The 14,814-nt window shown below is 56.2% G+C and carries 14 protein-coding genes; 6 read left to right on the top strand and 8 right to left on the bottom strand.

Translation table 11 applies throughout. The features are described from left to right. Positions 1-58: 58 nt before the first annotated feature. Genes rfbA through ACQY8Q_RS05505 form a run of 5 tightly spaced genes read left to right on the top strand, consistent with a single transcriptional unit; the run spans position 59 to position 5,002 of the window. Positions 59-937 carry a glucose-1-phosphate thymidylyltransferase RfbA gene (rfbA, locus tag ACQY8Q_RS05525; RefSeq protein WP_428425445.1) on the top strand — a complete coding sequence of 293 codons (879 nt, stop codon included), beginning with the start codon at positions 59-61 and terminating at the stop codon, positions 935-937. Continuing rightward, positions 934-1,512 (top strand): dTDP-4-dehydrorhamnose 3,5-epimerase, encoded by a 579-nt coding sequence (gene rfbC, locus ACQY8Q_RS05520; RefSeq protein ID WP_428425443.1) that lies wholly within the window; start codon positions 934-936, stop codon positions 1,510-1,512. Before rfbA ends, rfbC begins: the two co-directional genes overlap by 4 nt. Further along, positions 1,509-2,573: a dTDP-glucose 4,6-dehydratase gene (rfbB, locus tag ACQY8Q_RS05515; RefSeq protein WP_428425441.1), complete on the top strand. Its 1,065-nt coding sequence runs from the start codon at positions 1,509-1,511 to the stop codon at positions 2,571-2,573. Before rfbC ends, rfbB begins: the two co-directional genes overlap by 4 nt. Continuing rightward, positions 2,570-3,487, top strand: coding sequence for a dTDP-4-dehydrorhamnose reductase (rfbD, locus tag ACQY8Q_RS05510; RefSeq protein WP_428425439.1), 918 nt, complete (start codon positions 2,570-2,572; stop codon positions 3,485-3,487). The genes rfbB and rfbD overlap by 4 nt, the downstream gene beginning before the upstream one ends. A gap of 6 nt (positions 3,488-3,493) precedes the next feature. Further along, positions 3,494-5,002, top strand: coding sequence for an O-antigen translocase (locus ACQY8Q_RS05505; RefSeq protein WP_428425437.1), 1,509 nt, complete (start codon positions 3,494-3,496; stop codon positions 5,000-5,002). 132 nt (positions 5,003-5,134) lie between these two features. On the opposite strand, the gene ACQY8Q_RS05500 is transcribed toward ACQY8Q_RS05505, so the two are convergent. The 6 genes from ACQY8Q_RS05500 to ACQY8Q_RS05475 are packed head-to-tail and all read right to left on the bottom strand — an operon-like array spanning position 5,135 to position 10,650. Next, on the bottom strand, positions 5,135-6,322 hold the full coding sequence (locus ACQY8Q_RS05500; RefSeq protein WP_428425435.1) for a DegT/DnrJ/EryC1/StrS family aminotransferase: 1,188 nt from the start codon (positions 6,320-6,322) through the stop codon (positions 5,135-5,137). Further along, positions 6,319-7,296, bottom strand: a complete 978-nt coding sequence (locus ACQY8Q_RS05495; protein WP_428425433.1) for an NAD-dependent epimerase/dehydratase family protein — start codon at positions 7,294-7,296, stop codon at positions 6,319-6,321. The genes ACQY8Q_RS05500 and ACQY8Q_RS05495 overlap by 4 nt, the downstream gene beginning before the upstream one ends. Before the next feature lie 16 nt (positions 7,297-7,312). Then, complete coding sequence (locus ACQY8Q_RS05490) at positions 7,313-8,017, bottom strand: acyltransferase (RefSeq protein WP_428425431.1); 705 nt, start codon at positions 8,015-8,017, stop codon at positions 7,313-7,315. After that, on the bottom strand, positions 8,007-9,113 hold the full coding sequence (locus tag ACQY8Q_RS05485; RefSeq protein ID WP_428425429.1) for a DegT/DnrJ/EryC1/StrS family aminotransferase: 1,107 nt from the start codon (positions 9,111-9,113) through the stop codon (positions 8,007-8,009). Before ACQY8Q_RS05485 ends, ACQY8Q_RS05490 begins: the two co-directional genes overlap by 11 nt. After that, positions 9,110-10,147 (bottom strand): Gfo/Idh/MocA family protein, encoded by a 1,038-nt coding sequence (locus ACQY8Q_RS05480; RefSeq protein WP_428425427.1) that lies wholly within the window; start codon positions 10,145-10,147, stop codon positions 9,110-9,112. Before ACQY8Q_RS05480 ends, ACQY8Q_RS05485 begins: the two co-directional genes overlap by 4 nt. Then, entirely contained in the window at positions 10,147-10,650 is a 504-nt protein-coding gene (locus tag ACQY8Q_RS05475; protein ID WP_428425425.1) for an acyltransferase, read from the bottom strand. Before ACQY8Q_RS05475 ends, ACQY8Q_RS05480 begins: the two co-directional genes overlap by 1 nt. Before the next feature lie 831 nt (positions 10,651-11,481). On the opposite strand from ACQY8Q_RS05475, the gene ACQY8Q_RS05470 reads away from it, so the two are divergent. After that, a complete protein-coding gene (locus ACQY8Q_RS05470; protein ID WP_428425423.1) occupies positions 11,482-12,282 on the top strand; it encodes a LuxR C-terminal-related transcriptional regulator in 801 nt (266 codons plus the stop codon). Positions 12,283-12,438: 156 nt separating this feature from the next. On the opposite strand, the gene ACQY8Q_RS05465 is transcribed toward ACQY8Q_RS05470, so the two are convergent. Together ACQY8Q_RS05465 and ACQY8Q_RS05460 are read right to left on the bottom strand one after the other, a co-directional pair. Then, positions 12,439-13,119 carry a sugar transferase gene (locus tag ACQY8Q_RS05465; protein WP_428425421.1) on the bottom strand — a complete coding sequence of 227 codons (681 nt, stop codon included), beginning with the start codon at positions 13,117-13,119 and terminating at the stop codon, positions 12,439-12,441. Positions 13,120-13,633: 514 nt separating this feature from the next. Next, complete coding sequence (locus tag ACQY8Q_RS05460) at positions 13,634-14,554, bottom strand: glycosyltransferase (protein ID WP_428425419.1); 921 nt, start codon at positions 14,552-14,554, stop codon at positions 13,634-13,636. Positions 14,555-14,814 lie beyond the last annotated feature (260 nt).

The raw sequence follows: 14,814 nt of genomic DNA, 5'->3' as shown, positions 1-14,814 counted from the left end.
GCGGTGGTGTGGATCGAACCACCAGGGGCAACGCGAGACAGGAAGCAGGGCATCCAAGATGAAGGGGATCATACTCGCCGGGGGTAGCGGTACACGGCTCTACCCTCTCACGATTGCGGTGTCGAAACAGATGCTGCCAATCTACGACAAACCGATGATTTATTATCCGCTGAGCGTTTTGATGCTGGCCGGCATCCGCGAGATTCTCATCATTTCCACACCGCGTGATCTGCCCTGTTTTCAAGAGCTTTTTGGTGACGGTTCCGATTTTGGCCTCAACCTTTCCTATGCCGAACAACCTCATCCGAACGGCCTGGCCGAAGCCTTCATCATTGGCCGCGACTTTATCGGCAAAGACAATGTCGCGATGATCCTCGGTGACAACATCTTCTTCGGGCACGGACTTCCAGACATTTGCCGGCAGGCCACCGCCCGGCAAAAAGGCGCCTCCGTTTTTGCCTACCATGTCGAGGATCCGGAACGTTATGGCGTCGTCAGCTTCGACAAGGCGACCGGCAAGGCAATGACGATCGAGGAAAAGCCGATCGAACCGAAATCCAATTGGGCCGTGACCGGGCTGTATTTCTACGACAACGATGTCATCGACATCGCCTCCTCCATCAAGCCCTCCAACCGGGGGGAACTCGAGATTACCACCGTCAATAACATCTATCTTGAGCGGGGTGATCTGCATGTCTGCCAACTCGGCCGCGGTTACGCCTGGCTTGATACCGGCACATACGATAGCCTGCAGGATGCCTCTTCGTTCGTGCGCACCGTCGAGCGCCGGCAAGGCATCCAGATCGCCTGTCCAGAAGAAATTGCCTTGGATATGGGTTGGCTCCAGCCACAGGACGTCCTGCGGCGTGCATGCCTGCTGGGCAAGACCGCGTATGCGACCTATCTCCGACGGCGTGTGGAGGAGTATGCGGCATGAGCCTCCAGATCAAATCGCTCGGGCTTGACGGTGTGCTGGAAATCGTCCCGCCGAGGTTCGAAGACGACCGTGGCTTCTTCTCCGAGACATGGAACGCGCAGCTGCTTTCCGAACATGGCGTGATGCTCGATTTCGTCCAGGACAATCACTCCCGTTCCACGGCAGCGGGGGTATTGCGAGGCCTGCACTACCAGCTGCCGCCTTACGCTCAGGACAAACTGGTTCGAGTGGTAAAAGGCTCCATTTTTGACGTCGCCGTTGATATCCGGCGCGGCTCCCCCAGCTTCGCGCATTGGACCGCACTGCGGATTTCTGCCGCCAAATGGAACCAAGTGCTGGTGCCGAGAGGGTTCGCTCATGGTTTCCTCACGCTCGAACCCGACACCGAGGTGGTCTACAAGGTCACCAGCCCATATTCGGCCAGCCATAGCCGCGCCATACGTTTTGACGATCCCGACATCGGCATCATCTGGCCGATGAACGCGTCCACATTTCAGCTTTCCGACAACGATCGCATGGCGCCATCCCTTGAGACAGCGGAAATCTTCGATATGCACGGGGAGGGGAGGATATGAACATCCTCGTTACTGGTGGTGCCGGTTTCATCGGTTCGGCTCTTTGCCGGCATCTCATCTCCATTGGCGAGAATGTGCTGAACGTCGACAAGCTTACGTATGCCGGTAATTTGGCTTCGCTACGGTCCGTCGAGAGCTGCCAGAATTATCGCTTTGTCAACGCCGACATCTGCAATGAAGCCACTTTGGGCGAGCTGATGAGGCGGGAAAGGATCGACCGCGTCATCCATTTAGCCGCTGAAACCCATGTAGACCGGTCGATCGACGGTCCAGCCCAGTTCATCGAAACCAACATCGTCGGCACCTTCCGGCTTCTTCAGACGGCGTTGAAATACTGGCGCCAACTGCCCGATGCGGCACAGCGCCAATTCCGCTTCCATCACGTCTCCACCGACGAGGTCTTCGGCGACTTGCCGTTCGACGACAGCACGTTCGACGAGCAGACACCCTATGCGCCGTCATCGCCCTATTCGGCATCGAAGGCTGCATCGGATCATCTGGTTCGCGCCTGGCATCAGACCTTCGGCCTGCCGATCGTCATGTCCAATTGCTCGAACAACTACGGTCCATACCATTTTCCGGAAAAACTGATCCCGCTGGTGATCTTGAACGCCCTCGACGAAAAACCCCTGCCCATCTATGGCGCGGGAATGAACGTCCGTGATTGGCTCTATGTCGAAGACCATGCACGCGCGCTTGCACTGATTGCAAGCCAAGGCGCGATCGGTGAGAGTTATAACATCGGAGGAAGCTGTGAGCGTACCAACCTCGCGGTAGTGCAGGCAATCTGCGACATTCTGGACCGCGTAAAGCCGCGCGATCAGCAAAGAAGCTATCGTGACCTCATCCGTTTCGTGGACGACAGGCCCGGCCATGATCGCCGCTACGCGATGAACACCACGAAAGTTGAAAGCCATCTAGGTTGGAAACCGCAAGAGAGTTTTGAAACCGGTCTCGCGCAGACAATTGCCTGGTATCTCGACAATGAATGGTGGTGGAAGCCTATTCGTGAAGGGACTTACGCTGGCGCCCGCCTTGGCCGACTGGCGGCGGTGCAATGAAAATCCTGGTGACCGGCACGAAGGGGCAGGTCGTCACCAGCCTTGTCGAGGCCGCCGCCATCATGGATGACATCGAGCTGGTCACCGTCGGCCGGCCCGATTTCGACCTCGCGGATCCCTCGTCTGTCAGACAGGCAATTCTCGCAGCGAAACCTGAAATCGTCGTGTCGGCCGCGGCCTATACTGCGGTCGATCGAGCCGAGGATGAGCGCAACCTCGCTTACGCGATCAACGTGACGGGCGCGGCCGCAGTCGCCGAGGCGGCGGCTGTTTTGCGCGTGCCGATTATTCATCTGTCTACCGACTACGTCTTTTCCGGAACGGACCCCTATCCCTACCTGGAGGATGACGAGGCAGAGCCGAAAACCGTGTACGGCTATACCAAGCTGCGCAGCGAACGCGCGGTGGCGAGCGTCAATCCTCGCCACATAATCCTGCGCACAAGCTGGGTCTATAGTCCGTTCGGTAGCAATTTTGTCAAAACCATGCTGCGCATTGGCGCCGAACGGGAGAGTATCGGTGTCGTTTCCGATCAGTGGGGAAGCCCGACATCTGCTCTCGACCTGGCAACGGCGATCCTTCTCATCGCGACATATCCAGAGAAACATTATACCGGAATTTATCACCTGAGCGGGACGGGTGAGACAAATTGGTCGGGGTTTGCCAGGCATGTTTTTGATGTCAGCCGAGCCCATGGCGGCCCTTCTGCAGACGTGGAAGATATCCTGTCCTCCGATTACCGGACCAGGGCAAGACGCCCGGCGAACTCCTGTCTTTCAACGGACAAGTTCGAAAGGGTTTTCGGCTGGCGCGCGCCCAGTTGGCAATCAAGCGTAGAAACGGTTGTCCGGCGCATCATCGAGAGCGACTACCCCAATTATTCTCCGCCGTTGCACGGCAGGCATAAGGCTTGAAACCCCATGAATGCGCGCGAAACCCCGTCTGAAGGGCAAACCTACACGCAGATTCTCAAGTCGACAGCCTTGATCGGCGGATCGTCATTGATAACCGTGGGATTTTCCATCATCCGCAATAAGGCAATGGCCGTCATCCTTGGACCCGAAGGCGTTGGGTTGATGGCCATCTACAGTTCGATCGCCGATATTGCCCAGGCCGTTGCAGGCTTGGGTGTCCAGTCCAGCGGCGTCAGGCAAATTGCCGAGGCTGTCGGGACGGGTGATACCGAGAGAATTGCACGAACGGCCTTTATTCTTCAGCGGATATCCATCGTTCTGGGCATAGCCGGTACCCTGCTGCTTGCGGCACTTGCCCTTCCGGTCGCGCGCCTGACCTTTGGAGATCATCAGCATGCCGTGAGTGTCGCGTTTCTTTCGCTTGCGATTTTCTTTCGGGTTGCTTCTGCGGGGCAGACAGCAATGATCCAGGGCATGCGGGAAATCGCAACTCTCGCCCGTATCAACCTTCTGACTGCACTTTTTGCAACTTTGGTCACCATTCCCCTTGTTTATTTTTTCGGCTTTGACGGGGTCGCACCGTCTCTCGTCGCGATCGCCGCTGTAACCTTGTTCGTCTCCTGGTGGTACAGCCGGAAGATGATGCAAAGTGCGACCAACTTGTCGGCTCCGCAGTTCAGACAGGAATTGGCGGAGCTGCTGAAACTTGGCCTCGTCTTCATGGCAAGCGGTTTGCTCACCCTTGCAAGCGCCTACGTCGTTCGTCTCATCGTCTTGCAGCACGGCGGCATTGTCGAAGCAGGACTGTATCAGGCTGCCTGGGCGCTCGGCAGTCTTTACGCCGGCTTCATCCTGCAAGCGATGGGCACGGACTTCTACCCGCGCTTGACAGCGATTGTCAGCGACCACGCAGCCTGTAACCGCCTGGTCAACGAACAGGCGCGTGTTAGCATCCTGCTCGCCGGCCCCGGTGTCCTCGCAACGTTGACATTTGCACCTGTCGTCATGCGGCTGTTCTATTCCCCGGAATTCTATGGTGCAGCAGATCTGCTGCGCTGGATCTGCCTCGGAATGCTGCTTCGCATCATTGCATGGCCCATGGGGTTCATCGTACCGGCGAAGGGCGAGCAGGCGATATTCTTCTGGACGGAAGTTGCCGCAACCGTGGTGCATATCGGGCTTGCCTGGTTGCTGGTCGCGCAATTCGGCCTCGTCGGCTCGGCAGCGGCGTTTTTCGGGCTCTACCTCTGGCACAGCATACTCATCTACTTTTTCGCACTCCGGCTGACAGGATTCCGCTGGTCCCCCGCCAATCTCAAAATCGGGCTGATCTTTATCGCCTCGTCGGCGCTAATCTTTAGTGCGACACTTTTCCTGCCGTTCTGGCAGGCCACGGCGCTTGGCTCTCTCGCTGTCCTGTTGAGCGGGCTGTATTCGTTGAAAATGCTGATGGGGCTTTTGCCGCCGGAGAAAATTCCTCTTCCGATCAGAAGATGGATGTTCAGGGCGGCCTGACGGGTGATTGAGGGGGGGCACCTGGTTGCATCCATAACCAGAAAAAAACGCGCCCCAGAAGAGCGCGTTTAGGAGACGGTTGCTTGTCAATCTCTTCGATTGATTGTCGTGAGGCCCGATCTGAAAGGGAGATCAGGCGATCGCTCTTTGAGGTGTCAGGCACAGCTTGCGAAGCGAGTCTGCTACGAACAAAACCTCTTCATCAGTCAGTTGTGCAAACAGCGGTAGGATAATCGTTCCCTCCTGCGCTGCCACGCTTCTGGGGAGCTGGCCTGCGGCGACCCGATGGGTGGTTTTGTCCGCATAAGCGTCTTCGCGATGAATGTTCATGATGCCGCGCCGGGTCGAAATTCCTTTGTCCAGCAACACCTGCATGGTGTCCCGCTGGTCGAGCCAGGGCGGAAGCATGACGCAATAGCTCTGCCAGTTGCTGCGTGCCCACACCGGCTCGACGGGTGTTTCCAGCCAGGTAATGTCGCAAAGCTCCTGCCGATAGAGATCGGCGAGATGACGCCGTCTCGATATCAGCTCCGGTAGGCGGGTCAGTTGTACCCGGCCCATGGCAGCCTGGAGGTCTGTCATGCGATAGTTGTAGCCAAGCTCCGGATATCCCTCATAGATGACCTGCCGCGAGCCATGGCGGACCGTATCAGGAACGCTCATGCCGTGCTGCCGCCACAGGCGAAACTTGCGGTCATACTCGGTATTGGCGGTTGTCAGCATGCCCCCGTCGCCGGTCGTGACGACCTTGCGGGGATGAAACGAGAAACACGCGATATCGCCGCGCGGCCTGCCGATTTTTTCCCATTGGCCCTCGAAGAGAATTTCACTTCCCGTCGCGCAGGCCGCATCCTCGATAATCGGGATGCCGTTGCTGCTGCCGATCTCAAGGATTGCCGCAAGATCACAGGGCATGCCGAGTTGATGCACGCACAGGATTGCCTTCGTTCGCGGCGTGATTTCTGCCTGGATCTGCCGAGGGTCGATGTTGAAACCAGTGCCTTCGATATCAACGAATACTGGGATGCCGCTCAAATAGCGGATGGCATTTGCCGTGGCGATGAACGTATGACTGACGGTGATGACCTCATCGCCCGGGCCGACGCCGACGGCCTTCAACGCCAGATGCAGAGCTGTCGTGCAGTTTGAAACCGCACAGGCATGATCGGCCTGGACGAAAGCGGCGAACTCACTTTCGAATGCGGCGACCTCTGGACCTTGTGTGACCCAACCGGACAATACCACGCGGCGGACCGCCTCTACTTCCATCTCATCGAGGAGAGGTTTGGCGACGGGAATCTGGGGAAGTACCGGGTTCATGCGGCTCGCCCCCCGACTTCCAGTGCCCGTTCCTGGCGCCACCAGTCGACAAGGCCGCGCAGGCCGTCTTCCAGCGACACCTGAGCCTTGAAGCCTAAAAGGCGCTCGGCCTTGCGCGTGTCGGCGAGCCGGCGCGTCACGGCGTTCACGGTGCGTGCCGCTTGGTGCTGCGGTTCCAGCGATGCGTTCATCACGCTGGTCAACAGTTTTGCGAGTTCCAGAAGGCTGGTCTCTTCACCACTCGCGACATTGAAGACCTCGTCAGTGACATCCGACTGTGCCGCAAGCATATTGGCCCGTGCTATGTCGTGAATGTGGACGAAATCCATGGTCTGGCTGCCATCTCCGTTAATGAGCGGCGGCAGGCCCGCCGATATCCGTTCCATCCAGCGGATTAGCACCTCGGTATAGGCGCCGTAGACATCCATGCGTGGGCCATAGACGTTGAAGTACCGCAAGGCGACGTAGTTCAAACCGTACATTTCGGCGAAGCTGCGCAGCAAGCCTTCGTTAAACGCCTTCGCGGCGCCATAGATCGTCCGGTTGTTGTAGGGGTGATGTTCCTCGGTCGTCGGAAAACTGTCGGCGAGCCCCAGAACGGACGCGGAGGAGGCGGCGATCACTTTTTCCACCTTGGCATGAACGGCCGCTTCGAGAACATTGAACGTTCCTGCAGCTAGAACGTCAAAGGCAAGCCGGGGGTCTTCTGCACATTGCGTGATCCGGATCGCCGCCTGATGGAAGACGATATCTACACCCTCGAAATGCTTTGCCAGCAACGCCCGGTCGCGGATGTCTCCGTCGATGATGGTCCGTGGAAAAGTCGCCGACGCCTGCGCAAGATTTTCCCGCCGGCCACGCACGAAATTATCAAGGATCAGAATCTCGCGCGGCTGCTCGAGAGCAACAAGATCGGCGATGTGTGATCCGACGAGACCGGCGCCGCCGGTGATGAGTACCCGCTTGTCTTTCATTATCTGCTCCCAATGTTCAGGATGTGGCCATCGTCGTGTCGCTATCGCTACGCCAATGCAGGAATTTTGCCGGGACGCCGGCGACGACCGAGAAGGGAGCGACATCGGAAACGACAACCGCTCCAGCACCAACGATCGCGCCCTTGCCGATTGTCACACCGGGGAGGATCGTCGCGTTCGTTCCGATATCCGCCCACGCACCGATGCGCACCGGTTTGATTTCAAGGTCCGTGCGGATGATGGGCACGTCGATTGGGATGGCGATGTGGCTGGAACCAAGCAGCTTGGCGCCAGGTCCCCAGCCGACATGATCCTCGATCACCAGGTCACGTGCATCGAGAAAGGCTTGCGGCCCGATCCAGACATTGTCGCCGATGACGCATGTTCCATCGTACCGGCCCTGAATATAGGCCTGCGCGCCGATGAATACGCCGCTGCCGATTTCGAATGTTTCGGGATGTTTGAAGCCGGCGCCGCTGCCGATTTGAAGACCGGACCCGCATCGGCGGGTGGCAGCTTGCCAGATCGCCTTGCGCATCAAGGCGTCAACATATCCATCGCCAGCTGAAAAGCGGCCGTAGAGCTCGACGAGACCGCCGGCGCCGTATGATCGTTTGAGTTCTGCGGACAGTTCACGCTGGAAGTCCGGATCCTGCGGGATTTCACGGCGGCCGTGAACAGATTGAACAATCCGGGCAACGGAGCTGACATCAGCTGACATAGGCGTCGTGCTCCACCGCTGCCACCACCTGCTCCACCTGTCTTGCCGTCATTTCGGGATAGATTGGCAACGAAAGAACCGAGCGGGCGGCCGCCTCCGATACGGGAAAGTCGCCCGGCCGGTAGCCAAGATCTTCATGCGCCTTTTGGAGATGCACCGGGATGGGATAATGCAGGCCGGACTGGATCCCCTCGGCTTCCAAAGCGCGGTGCAGAGCGTCCCGGTCCCGGCAGCGGATCGCATAGACATGATAGACGTGGCGGCGGTAGGCTACTTCTGTGGGTGTCTCCACTGTGTCCAAACCAGACAACAGCGACGAGTAGCGTGCGGCATGGGTGCGGCGCGCAGCGGTCCAGGCGTCCAGATGCCGAAGCTTTACCCGCAGGATTGCACCCTGAATGCCGTCCATGCGGTAGTTGAACCCTTTGACAAGATGATGGTAGCGGCGTTCCTGGCCCCAGTCGCGCAACATTCGAATGGCCTTGGCGTGCGCATCATTGTTGGTGACGACGATGCCGCCTTCGCCGCAGGCGCCAAGGTTCTTGCCCGGGTAGAAGCTGAAGCAGCCGGAAGCGCCGATACTGCCTGCGCGGCGGCCTTTGTACTCCGCACCATGTGCCTGGCAGGCGTCTTCGATAACAGCAATGCCATGGCGGCCGGCAATTGCCATGATTGCGTCCATATCGGCCATTTGGCCATATAGGTGAACGGGGACGATTGCCTTTGTGCGCGGGGTGATCGCGGCCTCAAGCTTGGCCGGATCCATGGTCAGTGTCACCGGCTCGACATCGACGAATACGGGCAATGCGCCCGCATAGCAGACCGCCGATACCGTGGCGACGAAGGTGAACGGAACGGTGATGACTTCATCGCCCGGGCCGACACCTGCAGCAAGCAAGGCCAGGTGAAGTGCGCTGGTGCCGGTGTTGACGGCTACAGCGTGTTTCGCGTCGCAATAAGCCGCAAATTCCTCCTCAAATTGGGAGACTTCCGGACCCAGGACATATTGTGCCGATGCCAGAACGCCGAGGACGGCAGTATCGATCTCATCCTTGATCGATGCATACTGCGCTTTGAGATCAAGGAAGGGGATCATGCGATTAGCCTCGCTTGTTCCAGCTCGACCACGCGGCCACGCTGCTGAAGGGACTGGGTTGCCGCTTCCAAAATGCGGACAACGCGCAAACCGGCATGGCCATCAACGATGGGCTGCTGGTTTTTCTCCACGCAATCAACGAACTGCTTGAGTTCGCGCCCCAGCGCCTCGGTCATATCCAACTGTGGCGCATACATGTCGCCTGTTCGGTAGCCGACCAGCATCTGGTAGACCTTCTCGCCGTTGCGCTGCGGATTGCCATTCAGCGTGATGCCCTTGTCGTAGATCTTGATCTTTTCACTCGGCTCAAGGTCGTCGTAGACGATCATCTTGTTACTGCCACCGATCAGCGTGCGGCGCACCTTGACGGGTGCCAGCCAATTGACATGGATATGAGCGATCAGCTTGCTTTCGAAAAACAGGTTGAGATAGGCGATGTTTTCAGGTTCGCCTGCGACATGGCTCATCCCCGTCGCTGAAACGGCGACCGGTTTTTCCTGCAGCACGTAATCCATGATGGAGAGATCGTGGACGGCGAGGTCCCAGATGACGCTAACATCGTGCTGGAACAGACCCAGATTGACCCTGACGGAATCGTAATAATACATGTCGCCGAGCCCATTCTCGACGACTTCGCGCATCTTGCGGACAGCCCCCGTATGCACGAATGTATGATCCACGGCGAGGATCAGGCGCCGGCGGGCGGCTTCATCGACCATGCGGCGCGCCTCATCCACCGTCGAGGCCATCGGCTTTTCGACAAAGACGTGTTTGCCCGCCATCATTGCTTTCATCGCAAGTTTGAAATGGGTCGAAACCGGGGTCGCGATTGCGATCGCATGGACGCGGGGATCACGCAGAACCTCTTCGAAGTCACTGGTGATTTCCACGGCCGGATAGCGCGCCTTAACGGTCGCCAATCGCTCCGGCATGAGATCGCAAACATACAGAAGACGCGCGCCGGGGACTTCCGCTATGTTTCTCACAAGGTTTGGGCCCCAATAGCCGTAGCCAATCACCGCTATGCCAATCATTATACTCTCCTGGATAAAGGAATTTTGGCCGGCGCGTTTTGAACGCGACCGACAATTTGAGCTGGAACACCCGCAACAATTGCCCAATCAGGAACATCTTTTGTCACCACGGCGCCGGCGCCGATGATGGCGCCGATGCCAATCGTCACCCCTGGAAGGATCGTCGCATTGCTGCCGATCGCCGCTTGGCACTTGACCAAGGTGGGAACAACCTCCCATTCGCCATCGGTCACGAGCTCTCCGTCCGTATTGACGGCGCGCGGGTAGGGATCGTTGGTGAACATCACGCCATGGCCGACGAAAACGCCGTCTTCGATCTCCACGCCTTCGCAGATGAAGGAGTGGCTGGAGATTTTGCAATTCCGGCCAATGACGGCGTTTTTCTGGATTTCGACGAAGGTGCCAATGCGGGAACCCGCCCCCACCCTGCATCCGTAAAGATTGACCAGGTCGGGATGGTGAATAACAACCCCGTCATCCAAAGTGACACTCGATGCGATCATGCTGCGAAGACCTCAAATCATCGACGAACGCTGAATTCAAATGGGCTCGGCGGGGCGATTTCTCTCGATAAAACAATCATCGATTGCCACGTTGCGTTTGAATTCTTCCGCCTTCAGAAGAGTTCCTTTCGACCAGCGAGTAAAGAAAACAAAATGCGGTAATCCGCACTTCGAAAGGCGTAGCAAGGACTGGGGTGTTGGTGCTCTCTACTGCGGACGCTTGCCACCTTGCGCGTCGAAACATAGGCCCTTCAATCAAAGGGGAGCTTGTGGGGTCGGGCCATCCACGCAACTGTGACAAGCACCGGATAAAAGATCGGCATTGACGACCAACGTCACGGCACTCGCTGTCCAGTATGCCGATATGGCTATGATCCCATCACAGCAATGATGTTGTTTAAGAAGGCCGAAATACCAAGAAAATAATATTAGAATACTTATGCATTATTTTAGTTCAGGGAATTTCCCGCGAGACATCTAGTCTTTCGAGTCTCGGTAGTTTGACAAAATCCCCAGTCCGGACTTCAGCAACCGGCTTGCACGGATAATACCCCTAAAAAGGTATTGGCTATTTACCCCTAAAGGTGACCTTGGTGGTCGTTCGGTTGGCCTTCCCTTCATCAGGGAAAACAAATAATTTACGGCTTCATTCAAATGCTATGCAACACCGATAACATCGTGTAATATAAGTAACTGCGAATAGATATTTTGATTTTTAGAAATTTATATCACAGCTTGAATTTATAGTAGAATCTGGGGCTAGCGCATGCGTTTTTTACAACCTTGGTTATGCCCAGGCGTGTTGCATGTGCGTTTTAGGAGTAAACACGTATGAACTCACTATTGATGACAAATGGCAAGGACATATCGAGTAACCTCTTCCACTCCGTAGGAGTTGATCCTTCTCACATAGAAAACGATAAAAGGAATGGTGAACTTCCGCGAGGACGCTCACTCTTGATTATTGACGATCGCGCACTTGACCGCCAATGCCTTGCTTACTGCATCTCTGCCCACAAGATGGATATGGATGTTCTGGCATTCGGTTCAATGGAAGAATGGGAACGCAAGCGGCATGACTACCCACCGCTGGCCGCCGTTCTTCTGAATATCGGCGGGAAAAAAATTGGGGACCAAAGCGTATCCGAAGAAATCACCAGGCTTTCGTCCACCTTTGAAGCGCCGATAATTGTTCTCGCAGATGCTGATGACCTTCCACAGATCATGAAGGCGCTGGAATGCGGGGCAAAAGGCTATATCCCATCTTCAGTCAGCATTGACGTTTGCATTGAAGCCATAGCCCTTTCAATGGCCGGCGGCATTTTCGTGCCGGCGAGCAGCGTGTTTGCAATGCGCCAGGCAATTGAGTCTGGAAATCCTGCTGCGCGCCCACTGGCCGGCATGTTCACGGAGCGGCAGGCCGAAGTTGTTGAGGCGCTACGGCGTGGAAAAGCCAACAAGATCATAGCCTACGAACTCAATTTGCGGGAAAGCACAGTAAAGGTGCACATCCGCAATATCATGAAGAAGGTGAAGGCGACCAACAGGACTGAGGTGGCCTACAAAATCAAAGACATGTTCCCGCTTTCTTCAGTTTCCCAAGCCGAGGGAATGAAGGGAAGTGAACATTAACGGTAGCGTCCGAATGGACGGATCAATCCCAAGCTGGGCGTGATCATCATTTGAGGCCACTTTTTTGTGAAGATCGTTTGCCTCTAGTTCGTAAGTCAAAAAAATAGCAAAGCACCAAGCGTAATTGGCGCTTTGCTTTTTGTGGATGGCCTCTTCTCAGAGGCCTGTTCCTTTTAGGACGACCATCGGCGTCAGGAACAAGATCCACAAATCGGCACTGAAGCACATCATGACGGAATAACGTGTGTCATGCAGTGCCCGCTCGACGAAGGTGCAGCCATTGCGCTCGCTGATCTGCCATAGTCCGGTCAAGCCAGGACGCATGTTAAAGTAAGCGGTCCCCGGATAATATTGCCGCTGCTCGGGGAGCATCGGACGGGGTCCAACCAGGCTCATATCTCCAGCAAGCACATTCAACAGTTGCGGCAGCTCATCGATTGAATATTTGCGCAAATACCTGCCCAGCCGTGTGATCCGCGGATCATTCTGGAGTTTTTGTTTGGCATCCCACTCGGCTCTTGCATCGGGGTCGGCCGCCAAATGTTCCTGCAGCCTCTTGTCTGCATCGGTGGCCATGGTTCGAAGCTTCCACAGATTGAATATCCTCCCCCCCTTTCCAACGCGCGGCTGGGAGAAGAAGGCCTTTCCGCCATTCAGCCAGATCAAAAGAGCAAATACTCCGACAACCATCAGCGCCAATGGCGCGGCAAGCAATGTCACAGCGACGTCAAAAAAACGTTTGGCCGCAAAATAGAGCGATCGGGATTTGTCTCTTCGGCTGGATGTTGAGCTTTTCGTAATAAACCGCAGGGAGTATCTAAGGTTACCTTCCGACATGACGCCTCCAAAAATGGATTATTTTTGATAAAGCGGCAAAAAGGGCATGCAAAAATTATTTATAATTTTCGAGGTGAATAATTATGTACTTTGAATAATTATGAAATATTGCCCCAATAGCCTTTGTTAATCTGATATTAACCATTGAGGAAAAAATCACAATAAATCTAATCTAAACAATTCGATGTAGGTCGAATCGCTTCTGGCTCTTCGTGTCGTTTTAGACTTGAGATCTTTGGGTGTTCGAGCGGCGGCTGGCCGGTGGGTGAAGGGGCAAAGGCGCGGATAAACCCGCTGACACGGAGGCCGAAGCATGCTGCGGCGACTGGATATATTGGCGACCCAGCGCACGATTTGTGTCTGACGTTATTGGGATAGCCGGCACCGCTATAGCTGACGCTTCGTCAGCCGTCAGCGCTGGGCCAGATCTTGGACCGGTTGTGTCTTTGAGAGGCTCCGGGATAATGCCCAGTGCGAAATGATTTCGCTGGAACCCTAATCACGGAGAGGCGTTTCAAGATCCTTCGCGATTCCAGCTTTCGACAAATCGAGCTGCATCGCCATGAAAAATCAGACCGACCATCCGTCGTCCCCGGTGCAGCCGGATACGGGTTAGACATGCGAATGCAAGCATGCGATTTCGGACGCCGGATACGCGATCCGTCGTGAAAATCTTAAAACTCTCGACCAACGGTGAGCCGATAACAATCAAGCTGCCAGCAACCCAACGCATCAACGATCGGTAGCCGGAAACCTTGCGGAACTCGTGGGCTACGTGCCGGTCCCATCGCCGCGCCAGATCAGCAAAGGACTTGCATGAGGGGGTCAGAACTCTTGCCTCGGGGAGAAAGGCGATCCGATACCCTTTCGCCGTCGCCCGCTGGCCCCATTCGGTATCCTCCATCGTCGAGATGCCACCGAAAGGCCCCACTGACCGAAAGACAGCCTTTCGAACCGCCATGTTGCCCGTTGCCGCAAACCCGTATTTTTCGACATAGGCACGGGCGCGATAGCTGTAAATGCTTTCGTAGGATTCGATTGCGCTCGGATGTCGAGGATCCGTGAGCAATATGGCAATATCGCCCCCCAAAAGATCAATACCGGGTTCTCTTGTCATTAAATTGACGATCGACTTTACCCAGCCGGGTTGAGCAATGCAGTCGCAATCAATAAACGCCAGAATGTCCGCTCGAGCGAGACCGGCGCCAAGATTGCGCGCTGGGCCGGGGCCGGGAACAATCTCGCGCTCCAAGCGAAGGTTTGGAATGTCGAGACACGCAGCCAAGGGCATTTCTACCGAGCCGTTGTCCACCACGATGATCTCGAACGGAATACCATCCATGTGTTGTGCATCCAGGGAAAGAAGGCACTTGTGCAGATCGTCCGGCTCGTTGAGGTGAGGAACAATCACGCTGAGCTGCAGGGGAGGTGGCATAGGGTTTCCCATTGGATCCGGACGAGGCTTTGTTGTCGATACCGATGCAGCCCGCGCAAGAGCATCCCTGCCAGGTTCGCGGCGCCGCCTATTCGTGTTCTCCTTGTAGAATGAATGGAATGGCTGAGCGTAGGAAGACGCTCCGGCCCTCGCCTTGAGGCGAATGAAGGTTAGTCGCGCTATGAACTTTGGGAGGGTTTTGGCGTAATGCCAGAAGGCGGGATAAGCCTTTCGGTCGACGACGAATCATAGGCAGAACT

Origin of the sequence: Pararhizobium sp., from assembly GCF_965279435.1 — a bacterium.
Lineage (GTDB): Bacteria > Pseudomonadota > Alphaproteobacteria > Rhizobiales > Rhizobiaceae > Pararhizobium.
Note: the sequence above shows the minus strand (reverse complement) of the source record. Positions and strands in the feature narration are given on the sequence as shown.